17 protein-coding genes are annotated in these 15073 nt (G+C 70.2%); 8 read left to right on the top strand and 9 right to left on the bottom strand.

Features of this window, described 5'->3' with window-relative positions:
* Positions 1 to 22 precede the first annotated feature (22 nt).
* The gene (locus tag ACQPXM_RS05030; protein ID WP_432945242.1) at positions 23 to 1405 is read right to left on the bottom strand and encodes a cation:dicarboxylate symporter family transporter; all 1383 of its coding nucleotides are present in this window, start codon (positions 1403 to 1405) and stop codon (positions 23 to 25) included.
* A gap of 193 nt (positions 1406 to 1598) precedes the next feature.
* Here ACQPXM_RS05030 and ACQPXM_RS05025 point away from each other — a divergent pair, with 193 nt between their 5' ends.
* A complete protein-coding gene (locus tag ACQPXM_RS05025; RefSeq protein ID WP_432945240.1) occupies positions 1599 to 2855 on the top strand; it encodes a sensor histidine kinase in 1257 nt (418 codons plus the stop codon).
* A complete protein-coding gene (locus tag ACQPXM_RS05020; RefSeq protein ID WP_432945238.1) occupies positions 2848 to 3528 on the top strand; it encodes a response regulator in 681 nt (226 codons plus the stop codon). The genes ACQPXM_RS05025 and ACQPXM_RS05020 overlap by 8 nt, the downstream gene beginning before the upstream one ends.
* A gap of 38 nt (positions 3529 to 3566) precedes the next feature.
* Here the strand turns inward: ACQPXM_RS05020 and ACQPXM_RS05015 are convergent, their stop codons facing one another.
* Positions 3567 to 4061, bottom strand: a complete 495-nt coding sequence (locus ACQPXM_RS05015; protein ID WP_432945236.1) for an FABP family protein — start codon at positions 4059 to 4061, stop codon at positions 3567 to 3569.
* 172 nt (positions 4062 to 4233) lie between these two features.
* Here ACQPXM_RS05015 and ACQPXM_RS05010 point away from each other — a divergent pair, with 172 nt between their 5' ends.
* The gene (locus ACQPXM_RS05010) at positions 4234 to 4596 is read left to right on the top strand and encodes a DsrE family protein (RefSeq protein ID WP_432945234.1); all 363 of its coding nucleotides are present in this window, start codon (positions 4234 to 4236) and stop codon (positions 4594 to 4596) included.
* A gap of 78 nt (positions 4597 to 4674) precedes the next feature.
* Here ACQPXM_RS05010 and ACQPXM_RS05005 read toward each other — a convergent pair whose 3' ends face one another.
* On the bottom strand, positions 4675 to 5154 hold the full coding sequence (locus ACQPXM_RS05005) for a hypothetical protein (protein WP_432945232.1): 480 nt from the start codon (positions 5152 to 5154) through the stop codon (positions 4675 to 4677).
* A 21-nt stretch (positions 5155 to 5175) separates the two neighbouring features.
* Here ACQPXM_RS05005 and ACQPXM_RS05000 point away from each other — a divergent pair, with 21 nt between their 5' ends.
* Together ACQPXM_RS05000 and ACQPXM_RS04995 are read left to right on the top strand one after the other, a co-directional pair.
* A complete protein-coding gene (locus ACQPXM_RS05000; protein WP_432945230.1) occupies positions 5176 to 6417 on the top strand; it encodes a hypothetical protein in 1242 nt (413 codons plus the stop codon).
* A gap of 39 nt (positions 6418 to 6456) precedes the next feature.
* Complete coding sequence (locus tag ACQPXM_RS04995) at positions 6457 to 6819, top strand: hypothetical protein (protein ID WP_432945228.1); 363 nt, start codon at positions 6457 to 6459, stop codon at positions 6817 to 6819.
* Here ACQPXM_RS04995 and ACQPXM_RS04990 read toward each other — a convergent pair.
* A complete protein-coding gene (locus tag ACQPXM_RS04990) occupies positions 6798 to 7361 on the bottom strand; it encodes a hypothetical protein (RefSeq protein ID WP_432945226.1) in 564 nt (187 codons plus the stop codon). The two genes, ACQPXM_RS04995 and ACQPXM_RS04990, sit on opposite strands and share 22 nt — an antisense overlap.
* Positions 7362 to 7679: 318 nt before the next feature.
* Here ACQPXM_RS04990 and ACQPXM_RS04985 point away from each other — a divergent pair, with 318 nt between their 5' ends.
* Entirely contained in the window at positions 7680 to 8879 is a 1200-nt protein-coding gene (locus tag ACQPXM_RS04985; protein ID WP_432945224.1) for a molybdopterin-dependent oxidoreductase, read from the top strand.
* Positions 8876 to 9334 (top strand): hypothetical protein, encoded by a 459-nt coding sequence (locus ACQPXM_RS04980; protein WP_432945222.1) that lies wholly within the window; start codon positions 8876 to 8878, stop codon positions 9332 to 9334. The genes ACQPXM_RS04985 and ACQPXM_RS04980 overlap by 4 nt, the downstream gene beginning before the upstream one ends.
* Here ACQPXM_RS04980 and ACQPXM_RS04975 read toward each other — a convergent pair.
* The gene (locus ACQPXM_RS04975; protein ID WP_432945220.1) at positions 9271 to 10101 is read right to left on the bottom strand and encodes a 3-keto-5-aminohexanoate cleavage protein; all 831 of its coding nucleotides are present in this window, start codon (positions 10099 to 10101) and stop codon (positions 9271 to 9273) included. The genes ACQPXM_RS04980 and ACQPXM_RS04975 overlap by 64 nt on opposite strands.
* 211 nt (positions 10102 to 10312) lie before the next feature.
* Between ACQPXM_RS04975 and dtd the strand changes: the two genes are divergently transcribed.
* Positions 10313 to 10738, top strand: coding sequence for a D-aminoacyl-tRNA deacylase (gene dtd, locus ACQPXM_RS04970; protein WP_432945218.1), 426 nt, complete (start codon positions 10313 to 10315; stop codon positions 10736 to 10738).
* A 1043-nt stretch (positions 10739 to 11781) separates the two neighbouring features.
* Here dtd and ACQPXM_RS04965 read toward each other — a convergent pair.
* From ACQPXM_RS04965 to ACQPXM_RS04950, 4 genes are all read right to left on the bottom strand, one after another.
* A complete protein-coding gene (locus ACQPXM_RS04965) occupies positions 11782 to 13005 on the bottom strand; it encodes a choice-of-anchor P family protein (RefSeq protein WP_432945216.1) in 1224 nt (407 codons plus the stop codon).
* 330 nt (positions 13006 to 13335) lie between these two features.
* A complete protein-coding gene (locus ACQPXM_RS04960; protein ID WP_432945214.1) occupies positions 13336 to 13632 on the bottom strand; it encodes a DUF1416 domain-containing protein in 297 nt (98 codons plus the stop codon).
* Between the two features lies 1 nt (position 13633).
* The gene (locus ACQPXM_RS04955; RefSeq protein ID WP_432945212.1) at positions 13634 to 14482 is read right to left on the bottom strand and encodes a sulfurtransferase; all 849 of its coding nucleotides are present in this window, start codon (positions 14480 to 14482) and stop codon (positions 13634 to 13636) included.
* An 11-nt stretch (positions 14483 to 14493) separates the two neighbouring features.
* The gene (locus tag ACQPXM_RS04950; protein ID WP_432945210.1) at positions 14494 to 14946 is read right to left on the bottom strand and encodes a DUF4395 domain-containing protein; all 453 of its coding nucleotides are present in this window, start codon (positions 14944 to 14946) and stop codon (positions 14494 to 14496) included.
* Between the last annotated feature and the right edge of the window lie 127 nt (positions 14947 to 15073).

The raw sequence follows: 15073 nt of genomic DNA, 5'->3' as shown, positions 1-15073 counted from the left end.
GGTGAGGGGTGGGACGGATGGACTAGTGGGTGCGGTCCTGGGTCTCCGGACCGCTGCCGGCCGTGACGGCCGCCGGTACGTCGCCCGCATGGGTGTCACCGGCGGCGAACGCGGCTTCGTCGAACGGGTCGTCGCCGGCGAAGACCTGCTTGACCTGCTCCCGGTCGAGCTGGCCGACCCAGTGGCCGACCAGGACCGTGGCGACGGCGTTGCCGGCGAAGTTGGTCAGCGCGCGAGCCTCGGACATGAACCGGTCGATGCCGACGATCAGCCCGACGCCGTCGACCAGGTCCGGCCGGTGCGACTGCAGCCCACCGGCCAGCGTGGCCAGGCCGGCGCCGGTGACCCCGGCGGCGCCCTTCGAGGCGATGATCATGAACGCCAGCAGGGAGATCTGCTGCCCGATCGAGAACGGCTGGTCCATCGCCTCAGCGATGAACAGCGAGGCCATCGTCAGGTAGATCGCGGTGCCGTCCAGGTTGAACGAGTAGCCGGTCGGCACGGTGATACCGACCACGCTCTTGGAGACGCCGAGGTGTTCCATCTTGCCGATCAGCCGGGGCAGGGCGGTCTCCGACGACGACGTGGACACGATCAGCAGGAACTCGCGGCCCAGGTAGCGCAGCAGCTGGAAGATCGACAGCCCGGTGACCACCTTGAGAATGGTGCCCAGGACAACGATCACGAACAGCAGGCAGGTGATGTAGAAGGCCAGCATGATCTTGCCCAGGCTGACCAGGGCATCCACGCCGGTGGCGCCGACGACCGCGGCGATCGCGCCGAAGGCGCCGATCGGGGCCGCCCACATGATCATCGCCAGCACCTTGAAGACCAGCCGCTGCAGGTGCGCGATGCCGTCCAGGATCGGCTGGCCCTTCGAGCCCATGCCCTGCAGGGCGAACCCGATCAGCAGCGCGACCAGCACGGTCTGCAGGACCTCGCCCTCGGTCAGCGCCGAGACGATCGTCTTCGGGATGATGCCGAGCAGGAAGTCGGTGGTGTTCTCGTGCGCGCCGGCGGCCTGGCTCTGACCGGACTCGCGCAGCTTGTCGGTCAGGTTCAGGCCGGAACCCGGCTGAACCAGGTTGCCGACCACCAGGCCGATGGCCAGCGCGACGGTCGACATCACGACGAAGTACAGCAGCGCGAGACCGCCGACCTTGCCGACGCTGGCGGCCTGGCGGACCGAGCCGATGCCGAGTACCAGCGTGCAGAAGATGACCGGGCTGATCATCATCTTGATCAGGTTCACGAACCCGGTGCCGAGCGGTTTGAGCTCGACCGCGAAGTCGGAGAACAGGAAGCCGACGCCGATTCCCAGCAGGACGGCGACGATCACGGCGATGTACAGGAAGTGGGTCCGGTCGTTGCGGACCGGGGTGGGGCGGGGTGCGGTGGTCGACATACGTGGCTCCTCGGCCGGCAGCGCTGGATCAGGGCGGTTCTGGGTAACTGTGACGTGACGCACAGGACAACGGCGCATTTCGTTCATATCGTTCGCCACCGCGACCGCCGGCCCGGCACGCGGCGTACCGGCTGACGGCGGCGAACAGCTGCCGCGGTCTACCACCGGCGGCACTGGTGTGGACAATGTCGCCATGGGACGACGGCCGTGGGAGCTGCGGCGCCAGGTGCTCTGGTTGCAGACCGGGACGGTCGCGGTGCTGATCGCGATGGTCTGGGTCACGCTGGCCAGCCGGACGCGTTCGCGGGCCGACCGGGACGCGGCGGCCGCCGGGCTGACCCCACCGAGCTGGTCGGAGCTCCTCCAGAGCGAGACCCGGACGATGCTCGGCATTGCCAGCCTGATGCTCGGGGTCGCGATCGCCGGCAACGCACTGGTCGCGTGGCGGGTCCGCCATGCCACTCGCGGGATGGGGACCCAGACGCTCGCCTGGATGCTCGACTTCTACCAGGGCGTACTGCGTGCCGCCCGCGAAGGCCTGCTGCTCATCGACAGCGACGGGCGCATCCAGCTGATCAACGACGAGGCGCGGCGGCTGCTCGGCCTCCAGCAGGTCCCGGCCGGTGTCATGGTCGACGAGCTCCACCTGCCGAGCGCCCTGTCCGAGCTGCTTCGCGCCGGCCGGACGGCGTACGACGAACTGCATCTCGGGGCGCACGGCGTGGTCGTGGTGAACCAGCAACCGGCCCGCTCCGGGCGGATCGTGACGCTGCGCGACCACACCCAGCTGCAGGCGCTGCTCGGCGAGCTGGACGCGGTCCGGAGCCTGGCGGAGTCGCTGGAGGCGCAGAACCACGAGGCTTCCAACCGGCTGCACACGGTGGTCAGCCTGATCGAGATCGGCCGGCCGGAGCGGGCCCGGGAGTTCGCGGTGTCCGAGCTGCAGTTCGCGCAGGCGATGACGGATCGAGTGGTCGGCACGGTCGGCGACCCGGTGCTCGCGTCGCTGCTGCTGGCGAAGCTGTCGCAGGCGCAGGAACGCGGCGTACTGCTGACGCTGGAGCTCGGCTCGGAGGCGCTCAACACGCGGCTGCCCGCGCAGGATGTCGTCACCGTGGTCGGCAATCTGCTCGACAACGCGATGGAGGCGGCTCGGAGCGGTCCGGCGCCTCGGCGGGTCGAACTGAAGGCGAGCACGACCCCGGACGCGATCGACCTGGCCGTCACCAACACCGGCGCCGAGCTGGGTGCGGCCGAACTGGCCCGGATGTTCGAGCGCGGCTGGACGACGAAGAACGAGCCAGGACACGGACTCGGACTGGTGCTGGTCCGCAGCACGGTCGAGCGTTGGCAGGGGACGTTGATGGTCGACCCGGATTCCGAGCTGGACGAGATCCCCGCGCTGACCGTGCGGGTCCGCCTGCCCCGGGCGGTGAGCGCGAGTGCCTGATCCGCTGCGCGTACTGGTGGTCGAGGACGACCCGGTCGCCGCCGAGGCGCACCGCACGTACGTCGACCGGCTGCCCGGCTTCACCTGCGTCGGCATCGCCGGTACGGCGGCGCGGGCGCTGGCGGTGCTGACCCACGGGCAGGTCGATCTGGTGCTGCTCGACATGAACCTGCCGGACGGACACGGGCTGGACGTCGTCCGCCGGATGCGTGCTTCGGGCAACCAGACCGACGTGGTGGCGGTGACGTCGGCCCGGGAGGTGTCGGCGGTGCAGGCCGCGGCGCGGATCGGCGTCGTGCAGTACGTGCTCAAGCCGTTCGCCTTCGAGACGTTGCGGGACCGGCTGTCGGCCTATGCACGGCAACGGCGCGCGGCGGAGGCCGGTCAGGTGGTCGCCGATCAGGACGAGGTCGACCGGTTGTTGCACCCAGCAACGGTTTCTTCTGTGCCCAAAGGGCTTGCGGGGTCAGTGCTGGATCGGGTGGTGCAACTGCTGGGCAACCGGGAAGGCTGGACCGCCGAGGAAGTGGCTGCGGAACTGGGCACGTCGCGGATCACCGCTCGGCGGTATCTGGAGCATCTGGCCGATCAGCAGCAGGTGCTGCGCACGCAGCGCTACGACGGGCGCAGTGGGCGGCCGAAGGTCGAGTACAGCTGGGTCAGCGAGAGCTGAGTCCGGCGGGTTGCGTCAGGCGGGTTGTGTGAGCTGGGTCAGGCACGGACGAGCGTGGCCCAGAGGTGCGGCTGCAGCGGCTGGCCCTCGGCGGCCATGTCGTAGGCCCAGAGCAGCTCGCCCTTGACCAGCCCGTACAGGCGGTGACCCGCCGTGACCTCCTTGGCGGTGGCCGTCCGGGCGATCACGTCGGTCTGCATCTCGACCTTGGCGCCGTCGATCTCGCCGTACCAGATCTCGGCGAAGCCGGTCGGGTGTGCCAGCACGACCTCGAGCTTGTTGTCCGGCTTTGGCCGCCAGAACCCGGTCTCGACCGCGAGCGGCCGCTCCTTGGTGCCGTCCTCGCCGACCACGTAGGTCTGGCTCACGTAGTGCAGGTACGGCTTGCCGTTGTGGCTGAAGTCGATCTGCTGCCCGAACTCGAACTTCTCGATCGTCGGGTAGTCACCGTGCCCGCGGCCTTCCCAGCGCCCGAGCAGCCAGGCGAGCGGCATCAGGTCGGGGTGCAGGTCCTGCGGGATCTCGAAAGCCATCGCAGTCGCCGGCGTCAGTTCGTGCTGCGGCCGCGGTACAGCCGGTAGACGACGAACGCCGAGAACCAGGCCATGAACACACTGACCAGGACCAGGAGGGTCGTGAAGATGAGGTGCAGCACGTTCGCCAGTCTAGGGGATGCCCGGCGGGGCGCTGAGCTACGGTGGCGTGATGTCCCGCACGCTGGTGATCAAGCTGACCGCAGGCGCCGAAGAACCCGAACGCGCCAACCAGGCCTTCACGGTGGCGGCCACCGCCGTGGCCTCGGGCGCCACCGTCTCCCTGTGGCTGACCGGCGACGCCGTTTGGTTCGCCCTCCCTGGGCGGGCGGACAGCTTCACGCTTCCGCACGCCGCGCCGCTGAGAGATCTGCTGGCCGCCGTCCTCGCGGGCGGCACGCTGACCGTCTGCACCCAGTGCGCCAAGCGCCGCGACCTGACGGAGAGCGACCTGCTGCCCGGCACGCGCATCGCGGGGGCGCCGGCGTTCACGGAGGAGATCCTCACCGACGATGTGCAGGCGATCGTCTACTGACCACAGGCCGGCCGGGTGGCCCAGGTGCTTGCTGCAACTGAGCAACCCGGTCGGTGAAGTCCTCCGGGGGCTAGGGCCTCAGCGGTCTCGGCCTTGGGGGTCGCGGGTGCGTTCGGTGTCGCGCTGGTGCTGGGCGCCGGGGGTTCGGCCGGCTTGGCCTGCGGGCTCGAGTTGGCGGTCGGAGCGGGTCGCGCCCTCGGCGGGGGCTGCGACGCCTTCCCGGGTGACCGCGGCGAGCTTGGCCATTTCGTCCCTGGACATCGCGGGGGCGTTGGACTGCTGGCCGTTGGAACGCTGGCCGTCCTGTTGAGCCGCCAGGCGATCCTCTGCCAGGCGGGTCTCCAGCGGACCTGACGGGCTCTGGGCCTCCCGCGCCTGGGCTTCGGCGCGCTTGTCACCGCCGGTCGGCAAGGCTGACGTCTCTACCTGTACGGGCTCCTGCTGAGCTTGTGCGTCGGGTCCGTCGCGGTCCGGCTGCTGCTGGTTGTTCTCCTGCCCGTCGACCGCCGGCACATCTCGATCGACCTCGGCCTGCTCCCGCTCCACCTGCTGGTCCAACCCAGGCTGGTCCTGGCCAGCTTGATCCAGGCCAGGCTGCTCGACCTCGTTGCGGCCGGGCGGGTCTTGGTCGAGGCCGGGCTGCTCGATCTCATCGCGGCTCGGCTGATCCTGCTCGGCCTGATCGCGGCCGGGCTGGTCTTGCTCGGCTCCGTCTCGCTCCGGCTGCGCTTGGTCGACCTCGGGCTGGTCCAGCTCAGCGCGGTCAGGCTCAGGCTGGTCGCGCTCGTCCTGGCCGGCCTGCTCCACCTCCGCCGCGGGCTGCTCGCGGTCGACCTCCAGGTCGTCCCGCGCCACATCGCCCTGCTCCACCTGCGGATCGGCCTCGGCCCGCTCAGACTGATCGCGGTCTGCTGTCTGCTCGTCAATCACCGGCTGGGCCTGGTCGACCTGCTGCGGGTCCTGCTCCGGACCAGTCTGTTCGGCCTCCTGCGAGTCCCGCTCCGGACCAGCCTGGTCAATGTTCTGCGAGTCCTGCTCGGGGCCGGTCTGGTCAGCCTCCCGCGACGCCAGCTCAGGGCCGTTCTGGTCGACCTCTTGCGAGTCCCGCTCCGGCCCGCTCTGGTCAACCTTTTGCGAGTCCCGCTCCGGCTGAGCCGGCTCGACCTCGGGCTGGTCCTGCTCGGCACGTTCGGGCTCGGGCTGGTCGCGCTCGTCCTGGCTGGCTTGCTCCTGCAACTGTTCCGCCGCCGGCTGCTCGCGGTCGACCTCCAGGTCGTCCCGCGCCACATCGCCTTGTTCAGCCTGGGGATCAGCCTGGTCGGCGCGGTCCGCCTCAGCCTGCTGCTCCGCGTCGACCTCCGGCTGCTCCTGCTCAGCCCGATCAGCCTCAGCCTGCTGCTCGGCGTCGGGCTCCGGCTGGTCCTGCTCGGCCTGGTCTGCCTCCTGCCCCTCGCGGTCGGCGTCGGCTCGATCCAGCGCCTCGGCTCCGGCGCCGGCTGCGGCGGCGGGAAGTACGTCGGGACCATCCACACCGTCCCGCTGCTCCTGCGCACGATCCTGCTCGTTGCGCTCCTGCTCGCGGTCGGCTGTCTCGCGCTCGAGTTCCTCGTTCTGCTCGGCTTCGCGGTCGCGTTCGAGGTTGTCGGGTACGCGATCGCCGTCGGCGTCGCTCAGCCGGTCGACCTCGGCTTGCTCCAGGTCGCGATCGCGCGGGTCCAGGATTCGGTTGCCGTCGACGTCCAGCGGATCGCGGCCGTCGCGGCCTTGTTCCAGCTCGGGTTGGGCGTCGACGTCGTCGCGCACCAGCTCCTCGTCCCGTAGAGCGCGTTCGACCAGGCCGAGCATCAACATGCGCTGCTGGTGCTGGGACAGGTTCTGCAGCTGGGCCTTGGCCTCCGGGTTGTTGCGCATGAACTCGACGACGGCCTCGGTCATCGCACGGCGTTCCTGGAAGTCCAGCTGCCGTTCCTGCTGCTCCAGCCCCCGGTCGCCTGGCCCCTCCAGCTCCGGGCCGTTGTTGTTCGGCGGGATGATGTTGTCCGGGCCGTCGACCGCCGGTGCGCCGACCGGCTGACGCTGCCGGCCGCGGCGCAACAGTCTGCGCAGGCCGTTGAACGTACGCCGGACAAGCCGTGCGGCTCGTTTGAACCCGCGGTACAGGTCCTCGAGCAGCTCTTCCTCGATCGACTGGGGCTGCGCCATCACGCCACCTCGCTCGCATAGACGGAGTACGCGAAACCGGCGGTCGGGTTCGCCTCACCCGGCAGCAGCCGGGTGGCGTACAGGTGGATCTCCGCGCCGGGCCGCAGCCACACCGCGAGGTGCCGCCGCCGTTCCCGCCACTCGCCGGGGATCCGCGGGTCGTCGCCCGGCCCGACGAACACCGGGTCGCCCCAGTGCTGCCGCGCCAGCGCGAGCTGGTCGGGCCAGTGGTCGTCGATCAGGTCTTCCGCGTCGGCGACCTCGTCCGCCCCGATGTCGTACGCCGACCAGGTGCCGCGCGGGCTCTCGGGCAGGACAGCGTCGGGCAGCGCGAGCATGACGGTCTCCCGCGGGGTGACCAATCCCCACGCGTACTCGGCCGGGTCGATGTCGCCGGGCGCCCACGGCTGCCAGCCGGTCGCGGCGACCACGCGCGCGACCAGCGCACGGATCCCCGCCGGCCCGGTCTCCTGCGGCCCCCACAGCCGGCTCCAGTCGCTCACTTCGGCGAGATCGGCCATCGCGCGCGCGTCCTCGTCCGGCGACCGCAGCTGCGTCCTCACTGGCCTTCTCCTCTCTGAGCACACTCCCGGGCGACCTGGCACGACCGGCACGTCCGTCTCAGGTTAAGCCGGATCGGTGCCACCGTGCTGCGACGTATCCACAGGCCCACCGGATCCCGAGTCCCGCCCGGCGGGACCAACCACCCTCCCACGCCGGCCCGCACCTCGCGACCCGGCAAAACCTGCAATCCGGCAACGAGCCGGCGCGCCGGCTCGGACGCCGATCCGTCGGGGAGCCGTAAGCCCGAACCCCGATGTTCGCGGGCGGTAAGCGCGCAGGGCCGGACAACCGGGCCGCGGCGGGTTCTGATGAAAGACATGAAGCTCCCGAGTCCTCCGAAGCCGGAGTTCACGTCGCCGCTGCACCATCCCCGGGTCGCGACCGTGATCGGCCGCTGGCTGGCGGCGGCCGTCGTGATCTGCTTCCTGACCGGCCTGTTCAGCCATCTCCAGCAGGCGACTCCCGGCTGGCTGGTGATCCCGTCCCGGCCCGCGTCGCTCTACCGCGTCACCCAGGGACTGCACGTGCTCAGCGGAACCGTGGCGATTCCGTTGCTGCTGGCAAAGCTCTGGACGGTTTACCCGAAGCTCTTCGCGAAGCTGCCCTGGCCTCCGAGCCGCCAGGCGCTGGCCACCGTGCTGGAACGCGCTTCGATCCTGGTGCTCGTCTCGGCGATGGCGCTGGAACTGTTCATCGGATTCCTGAACACACTCCAGTGGTATCCCTGGCCGTTCCCCTTCAAGCAGACCCACTACGCGCTCGCCTGGATCATCGTCGGCTCCCTGCTGGTGCACCTGGCGGTCAAGCTCCCGCTGATCCGCCGCCACTGGAGCCGATCCCCAGCAGACCGTACGCCGTACGCGCCGCTGCTCGAGGACGACGAGCAGACCCCCACGCCGCCAAGCACCTCGCTCCCCGCCGGCATCACCGGTCTCAGCCGCCGCGGCCTGTTCCGCACGGTCGCCGGCGCCGGCGCCGTGATCGGCATCGCCTCGATCGGCCAGTCCGTACCGGCCCTCGGCCCGATCGCCGTGCTCGCGCCCAGGAAACCGAACATCGGCCCGCAGGATCTCCCGGTCAACCGCACCGCCCACGACGCCGGCGTCGAAGCGATCGGCGCCGACTGGCGCTTCACCATCAGTGGCCCTCAGCAACTTTCCTGGTCGCTGGCCGAACTGAGAGCACTGCCGCAGAGCCGCTCCGACCTGCCGATCGCCTGCGTCGAGGGCTGGAGCCAAGGCGCGCACTGGGAGGGCATCCGGATCAGCGACCTGCTCCGGCTCGCCGGAGCGCCCGATCGCTCGACCGTCCGCGTCGTCTCGATGGAGAAGGGCGGCTTCTACGCGACCAGCGAGCTCCCACCCCAGTACGCCGCCGATCCGCTCACCCTGCTCGCGCTGCGCCTCAACGGCTCGGACCTCGACCTGGACCACGGCTATCCGGCCCGGATCATTGCCCCCAACCGCCCCGGCGTCCTGCAGACGAAATGGGTCCATCGCCTGGAGGTCCTGGCATGAGAGCCATTCGCGTACTCCTGGCAGCGATCGGCGTAGGCCTGGGCCTGTGGGGCCTACGCCTGCTGCTCGAAAACCTCAGCCCGGACGCGCTCGTCCGCCTGCCGCTCTGGCTGGGCGGCGCCGTACTGGCCGACGACGCCGTCCTCGTCCCTCTGACGATCGGCGCCGGCTGGTTGCTGACCCGATGGTCGACCGGTCCCGGCCGCCACCGCACCATCGGCACCGTCCGCACCACCGCCCTGTACGTCGGGGTGACGACGCTCGTCGCGATCCCCCTGCTGCTCCGCCAAGGCAAGGGCGTCAACCCGACCGTGCTCCCGCGCGACTATCTCCGCGACTGGTTGTTGCTCGAGGCCACCATCATCGCGGCCGGTGTGATCGTCGCGGTCGTTCAGTCCCGGCGGTCGACGTTGAGCAGCTCACGCGCGTCGTCCGGCGACATCGGGGGCCGCTGAGCCAGGGTCGCGAGGGCGGCGGCCCGCTCGACCAGCTCCGCGTTGTGCGTGACCGGCTGCCCCTTCGCCAGCGTGAGCGTGTCCTCCATCCCGACCCGCAGGTGGCCGCCCTTGGACAGCGCCGCGAGCGCGACCGGGAGCGTGCTCCGGCCGACGCCGGTCGCCGACCACGAGGTGACCGCCGAGGGCAGAGCGTTGACCGCGGCAACCAGTGCGTCCGGCGTACCGGGCATGCCGCCGGGCACACCCATCACCAGGTCGCAGTGCACCTTGCCGCCGTACGGCAGGCCGAACTTGTCCAGCAGCCGGTGCAGCGCGGCGACGTGCCCGAGGTCGAACAGCTCGAACTCCGGTACGACGTGCCGCTCCTGCGTGAGCTGGTAGAGCTCGGTGACGAACGGCCAGGGGTTCATGAACACGTCGTCGCCGAAGTTGACCGTGCCCATCGTGAGCGAGCAGGAGTCCGGCGCGGCGTCCAGGACCCGCAGCCGGTGCTCGAACGGGTCGGTGACCGCACCGCCGGTGGACAGCTGGACGATCAGCGCGGTGTTCTCCCGGACCGCCGTGACGGTCTCGGTGAGCCGGCCGAGATCGAGCGTCGGGCGGTGCTCGGCGTCGCGGATGTGGATGTGGATCATCGCGGCCCCGGCCGCCTCGCAGCGCTTCGCCGTCCCGACCAGCTCGTCGAGCGTGGTGGGCAGCGCCGGGCAGTCCGCCTTCGCGGTCTCGGCACCGGTCGGGGCAACGGTGATCAACGTCGAGGTCATGGACGAATCGTGCCAGATGTCGGCGATGAACGGGAGATTCGGTCGTCGATCCACTCAGAGACCGGACGATTTCCTGCCCGACGCGGGATGCGCCAGCAGACACTGCGGGTGGTGCCGCCGGACGCTTGACCGGTCGACGCGCCCGGCTGCCCGCGGGCAGTCGGCCAGGCCTGGACGTACCGGCGGTCGGTCACCCGGCAGACTGTGCGGCATGAGAGCAGTGGTGCAACGAGTCACGCAGGCGTCGGTCGAGGTCGCAGGCGAAGTGGTCGGGGCGATCGACCGGCCGGGCCTGGTGGTGCTGCTCGGCGTCACCCACGAGGACACCGACGCCGTGGCCGCGGTACTCGCGGCGAAGATCTGGACGCTGCGCATCCTGCGCGACGAGCGCTCGGCCGCCGATGAGCAGGCCCCGATCCTCGCGATCAGCCAGTTCACCCTGTACGCCGACACCCGCAAGGGCCGCCGTCCGTCGTGGAGCGCCGCAGCTCCCGGGCCGGTCTCCGAGCCCTTGTACGACGCGTTCTGCGCGGCCTTGGAGTCGCTCGGCGCGAAGGTCGAACGCGGCCGCTTCGGCGCCGACATGCAGGTCCAACTGACCAACGACGGCCCGGTCACCCTGATCCTCGACGCCTGACCGGGCGTACCGCGCGCCCTCGTCCGCGCATCCCGGCGAACTCGCCTGCCGACGCCCCGGGGTGCGGCGACGCGTCATCCGGGCACACCGGCGAGCCGCCGCCCGCGCGAGGCGGCATCCCCGCGACACCGCATCCGGGCGAGGCGGCATCCCGGCGCCCCCGGGTACAGCCGTCCGGCATCCCCGGCGTGCGCATCCCGCATCCCGGCGAACTCGCCCGCCGAGGCCCCGGCGTCCGGCGACGCGACATCCGGGCATACCGGCGAGCCGGCACCCGGGCGAGGCGGCATCCCGGCGACACCGCATCCAGGCGATGTGACGAGCCAGCGCCCCCGGGTACAGCCGTCCGGCATCCCTGGCGTGCGCATCCCCCATCCCCGCATCCCTGCGTTCCCGCGTCCCCGCGTTTCCCCATCCCCGCGTTCCCGCGTTCCCCGATCCCCGCGTTCCCGCATCCCGGCGGACTGGGCGGGCCGACACCCCGGCGACAGGACATCCGGGCGGGCCGGCGCCCGCATCCCGGCATCCCCCGCCTTCGGTGGCGGTTCGAGGGAGTGGTGAGCGAGGTGCGGGTCGGGCACGCGAGCAAGCTCGCCGAGAGGGCGCGGTGACGAGGAACAGGCTGTGCTCGGGCGCGACGGTGTGCGCGTGGACGCAAGCCTCATCCCGAGCCACCGCCCAGCAATCGCTGGCGAGGTTCCCGTGACGGGACCCGCCGACCGGCTCGGCCGCCTCCACCGGCGTTTACGTCCCGGCGAACTGGCCTGCGACTTCGCGGTGCCCGGCGACGCGGCGTCCGGGGGATGCGAGAGCCGGCGTCCCCGCGTTCCCGCGTTCGCGCGTTCCCGGCGTTCCCCGCGTTCGCGCGTTCTCGGCGTTCGCGCGTTCCCGCGCACCCGGCGCACCCGGCGCACCCGGCGCACCCGGCGCACCAAAACAAAGAAACAGCCCCGGCGCGGATCCGAAGATCCGGCCGGGGCCGTTGCGGTGTGCCTGTCTGGATCGGTGAGGTTCGACTCAGTCAGGTCGGGTGTGTGGCTGGATCAGCCGATCACACCGGCGGCCGAGTGGCCCACGACAACCTTGGTGTTCAGGCTGTAGACGTCGATCACCAGGGCGTTGACGGAGATGTAGCGGCTCTGGCGCAGGACCTGGTTGAAGGTCAGCTTGGCGATGCCCGGGATCTCGAGCTCCGCGTTCTCGCCGGTCTTGACCGGGTAGACCTTGTTGCCGACCTTGATCGAGGCGATCGTCGACTTCGAGTTCAGACCGACCTTGCCGTCCTTGGTTTTCCAGGCCGACGCCGAGGACTCGATCGCGCCGATGGACAGGTTGCCGACCTTGACACCCGCGACGTGCGAGCTGAAGTCGACATAGGACTTGTCCGGGCCGATGTTGCCCCGCTTGGTGGTGAACGCGGCGCCGACGTAGGCGACCTTCGGGATGTTGACCTCGCCGACGGCGACCCGGTGCAGCTTGCCTTCCGTGCCCTGGCAGGTGGCCTGGTAGGAGGTCGGACCGGACTTGACCAGCTGGTCGACGTTCGCCTTGGTGGCGTAGGCGTCACCGATGACCAGCGCGGTGGCCGGCTTGGTGACCTCGGCGCGGGTCTTCAGCACCGCGACGTCGACACCCTCGGGGATGTACCGGTTCTTCACGGTCGCGTGCAGCACGACGGCCTGCGCGTACGAGTAGATGCCGGTGCTGGTCTTCACGCCGCCGACGCGGTTCAGCACGATGTAGCCCAGGCCCGGAACGGCGACCTTGGTGTTCGGCTTGGCCTTGAGCAGCGACGGAACGTTCACGGCGCCGATCTTCACGCCGGCGAAGGTGGTGCTGCCGGTGTAGTACGTGACGCCGTTCTTGATCCACGCGGTGGTCGTGGTCTTGGCGCCGGTCAGGTGCAGCAGGCCGCCGACGCGGATGTCGGCCGCGGTGGCGGTCGAGGTCACGCCGTTGCCGCGCTTCTCCGCGAAGGCGAAGGTGTCGGTGGTGACCGTGCGGGCGATCGCCTGGTTGTTGATGTTCGCGGTGGCCAGGTCGTTCTGCGAACGACGGCTCGCGTCGGTGGTGCAGCTGATCTCGGCCTTGACCTGCGGGCCGCTGGCGACGATGCCGCCCTGGACGTCGGTGCCGATCGAGTAGCCGTTGTAACCGTAGACCGGCGAGGCGTTCGCCGAGCCCGAGGTGAGCGCGATCGTCGAAGCTACGCCGACAACCGCGGCAACACCCACGGCAGCGAGCTTCTTGTTGATGCGGGGTCTCATTAAGACTTCTTCTCCCTGAGTGATGACGTGACCCCAACTGCGGGCCAGGACACAGACACAACTCAGTCGGTCGCGGTAGGTAACGAGCAGACAGTGGTCCGTGATCAAACCGTTACCTGATCGCCGATCTCGTGAAAATCACGACCTTGCCCGGCGAGATCGATTGTGCGATCGAGAAACACCCGACACGCCGAAAGCCCAATGGATGTTGGGGTTTCGCGGCCACCCGTGCATCAGTACTGGCGGCCGGCAACCAGTACGACGGCGACACGCCAAGGGGCCCGGGCGCGCAAGGCCCGGGCCCCTTGGGGTCACACAGATTACAAAGCGTCAGACCGCGACGGCCACCTCGGCCACCTCGCCGTACTGCGCGACGACCTGCCGGTCGACCGGCTCGGCCTTCGGCGCCAGCGTGCGCAGCGTCCAGTTGCCCGGCGCCGCGAAGAACCGGAAGTGCCCGGTCGCCGACGTCGGCACCTCGGCGGTGAACTCGCCGGAGGAGTCCAGCAGCCGCACGTACGCGCCGCCGACCGGCTCGTCACCGCGCAGCACCTGGCCCTGGATCACGGCTTCCTTGTCGACGTCGACACCCTTGAGGTCGAGGCCGCCCTTCTTCGCACCGCACATGTCAGGCCTCCCCGGGCTCGTCGCCGAGGGCAACCGGTACGCCGACCAGCGAGCCCCACTCGGTCCACGAACCGTCGTAGTTCTTGACGTTCTCCTGGCCGAGCAGCTCGTGCAGCACGAACCAGGTGTGCGCCGAGCGCTCGCCGATCCGGCAGTAGGCGATGGTGTCCTTGCCGAAGTCGACACCGGCGTCGGAGTACAGCTTCTTCAGCTCGTCGTCGGAGCGGAACGTGCCGTCGTCGTTGGCCGCCTTGCTCCACGGGATGCTGGCCGCGGTCGGGATGTGCCCGGCGCGCTGGGCCTGCTCCTGCGGGAGGTGCGCCGGGGCGAGCAGCCGGCCGGCGTACTCGTCGGGGCTGCGCACGTCGACCAGGTTCTTCACGCCGATCGCGTCCTGCACCTCGTCGCGGAAGGCGCGGATGTTCAGGTCCGGCTCCTTGGCGACGTACTCGGTCGGCTCGCGCTTGACCACCTCGTCGGTCAGCTCGCGGCTGTCCAGCTCCCAGCGCTTGCGGCCGCCGTCGAGCAGGCGGACGTCGGCGTGCCCGTAGAGCTTGAAGTACCAGAACGCGTACGCGGCGAACCAGTTGTTGTTGCCGCCGTAGAGCACCACGGTGTCGTCGTTCTTGACGCCGCGCTCCGACAGCAGCGCCTGGAACTGCTGCTGGTTGACGAAGTCGCGCCGGACCTGGTCCTGCAGGTCCTGCTTCCAGTCCAGCTTGATCGCACCGGCGATGTGACCGGCGTCGTACGCCGAGACGTCCTCGTCGACCTCGATCAGCACGACGTTGTCGTCGGACTTGTGCTCCTCGACCCAGTCGGCCGAGACGAGAGCGGATTCCCTGCTCATTGTGCTGCCTCTCAGTTGGTAGCGGTGTGGGGCGTACGAATGCGGTGGATCAGCAGATAGGCCTCGCACCCGAGGCACAGCCCGACCGCGGCGTTCACGAACGCGGCGACCAGGGCGAATCCGGTGGCGACGACGCCGAGCACCTCGACGCCGGCGAAGTAACCGATCAGGCCGAGCCCGGCGAAGACCAGGCCGACCAGCTGGGCGAACCGCGGCGGCGCCGCGTCCTCCAGCTCCTTCGGCGGGCCCAGCCGGGGCCGGACCAGCCGCTTGAACAGCTGCCCGTACGGCGACGCCTGGACGCCGAACGCGACCGAGATCGCGAACACGACGGCCTGCACGGCCAGCGGCCAGGGGTTGTTCAGGATCAAGGTCAGCGCCAGGACGACGGTGGTCAGCGCCGCCGCGAACCGGAGTCCGCGCGGGTCGACCTGTGCCGCCTGGGAAGTCACCGACTGGGACATACGAACTCCTCGACCAGGAGCTGGATCGAGCCGTCCCGCCCGAAGTGCTTGCGGGAGGCGGCGTACTGCCGGACCGTGCTCAGCTGCCGGTTCCGGAGCGCTCTGGACGCCGCCTGGTCAGTGGCGA

Source organism: Kribbella sp. CA-253562, assembly GCF_050942265.1.
Lineage (GTDB): Bacteria > Actinomycetota > Actinomycetes > Propionibacteriales > Kribbellaceae > Kribbella.
The sequence above is the reverse complement of the archived record's forward strand: the minus strand, read 5'-3'. Positions and strand labels throughout refer to the sequence as shown.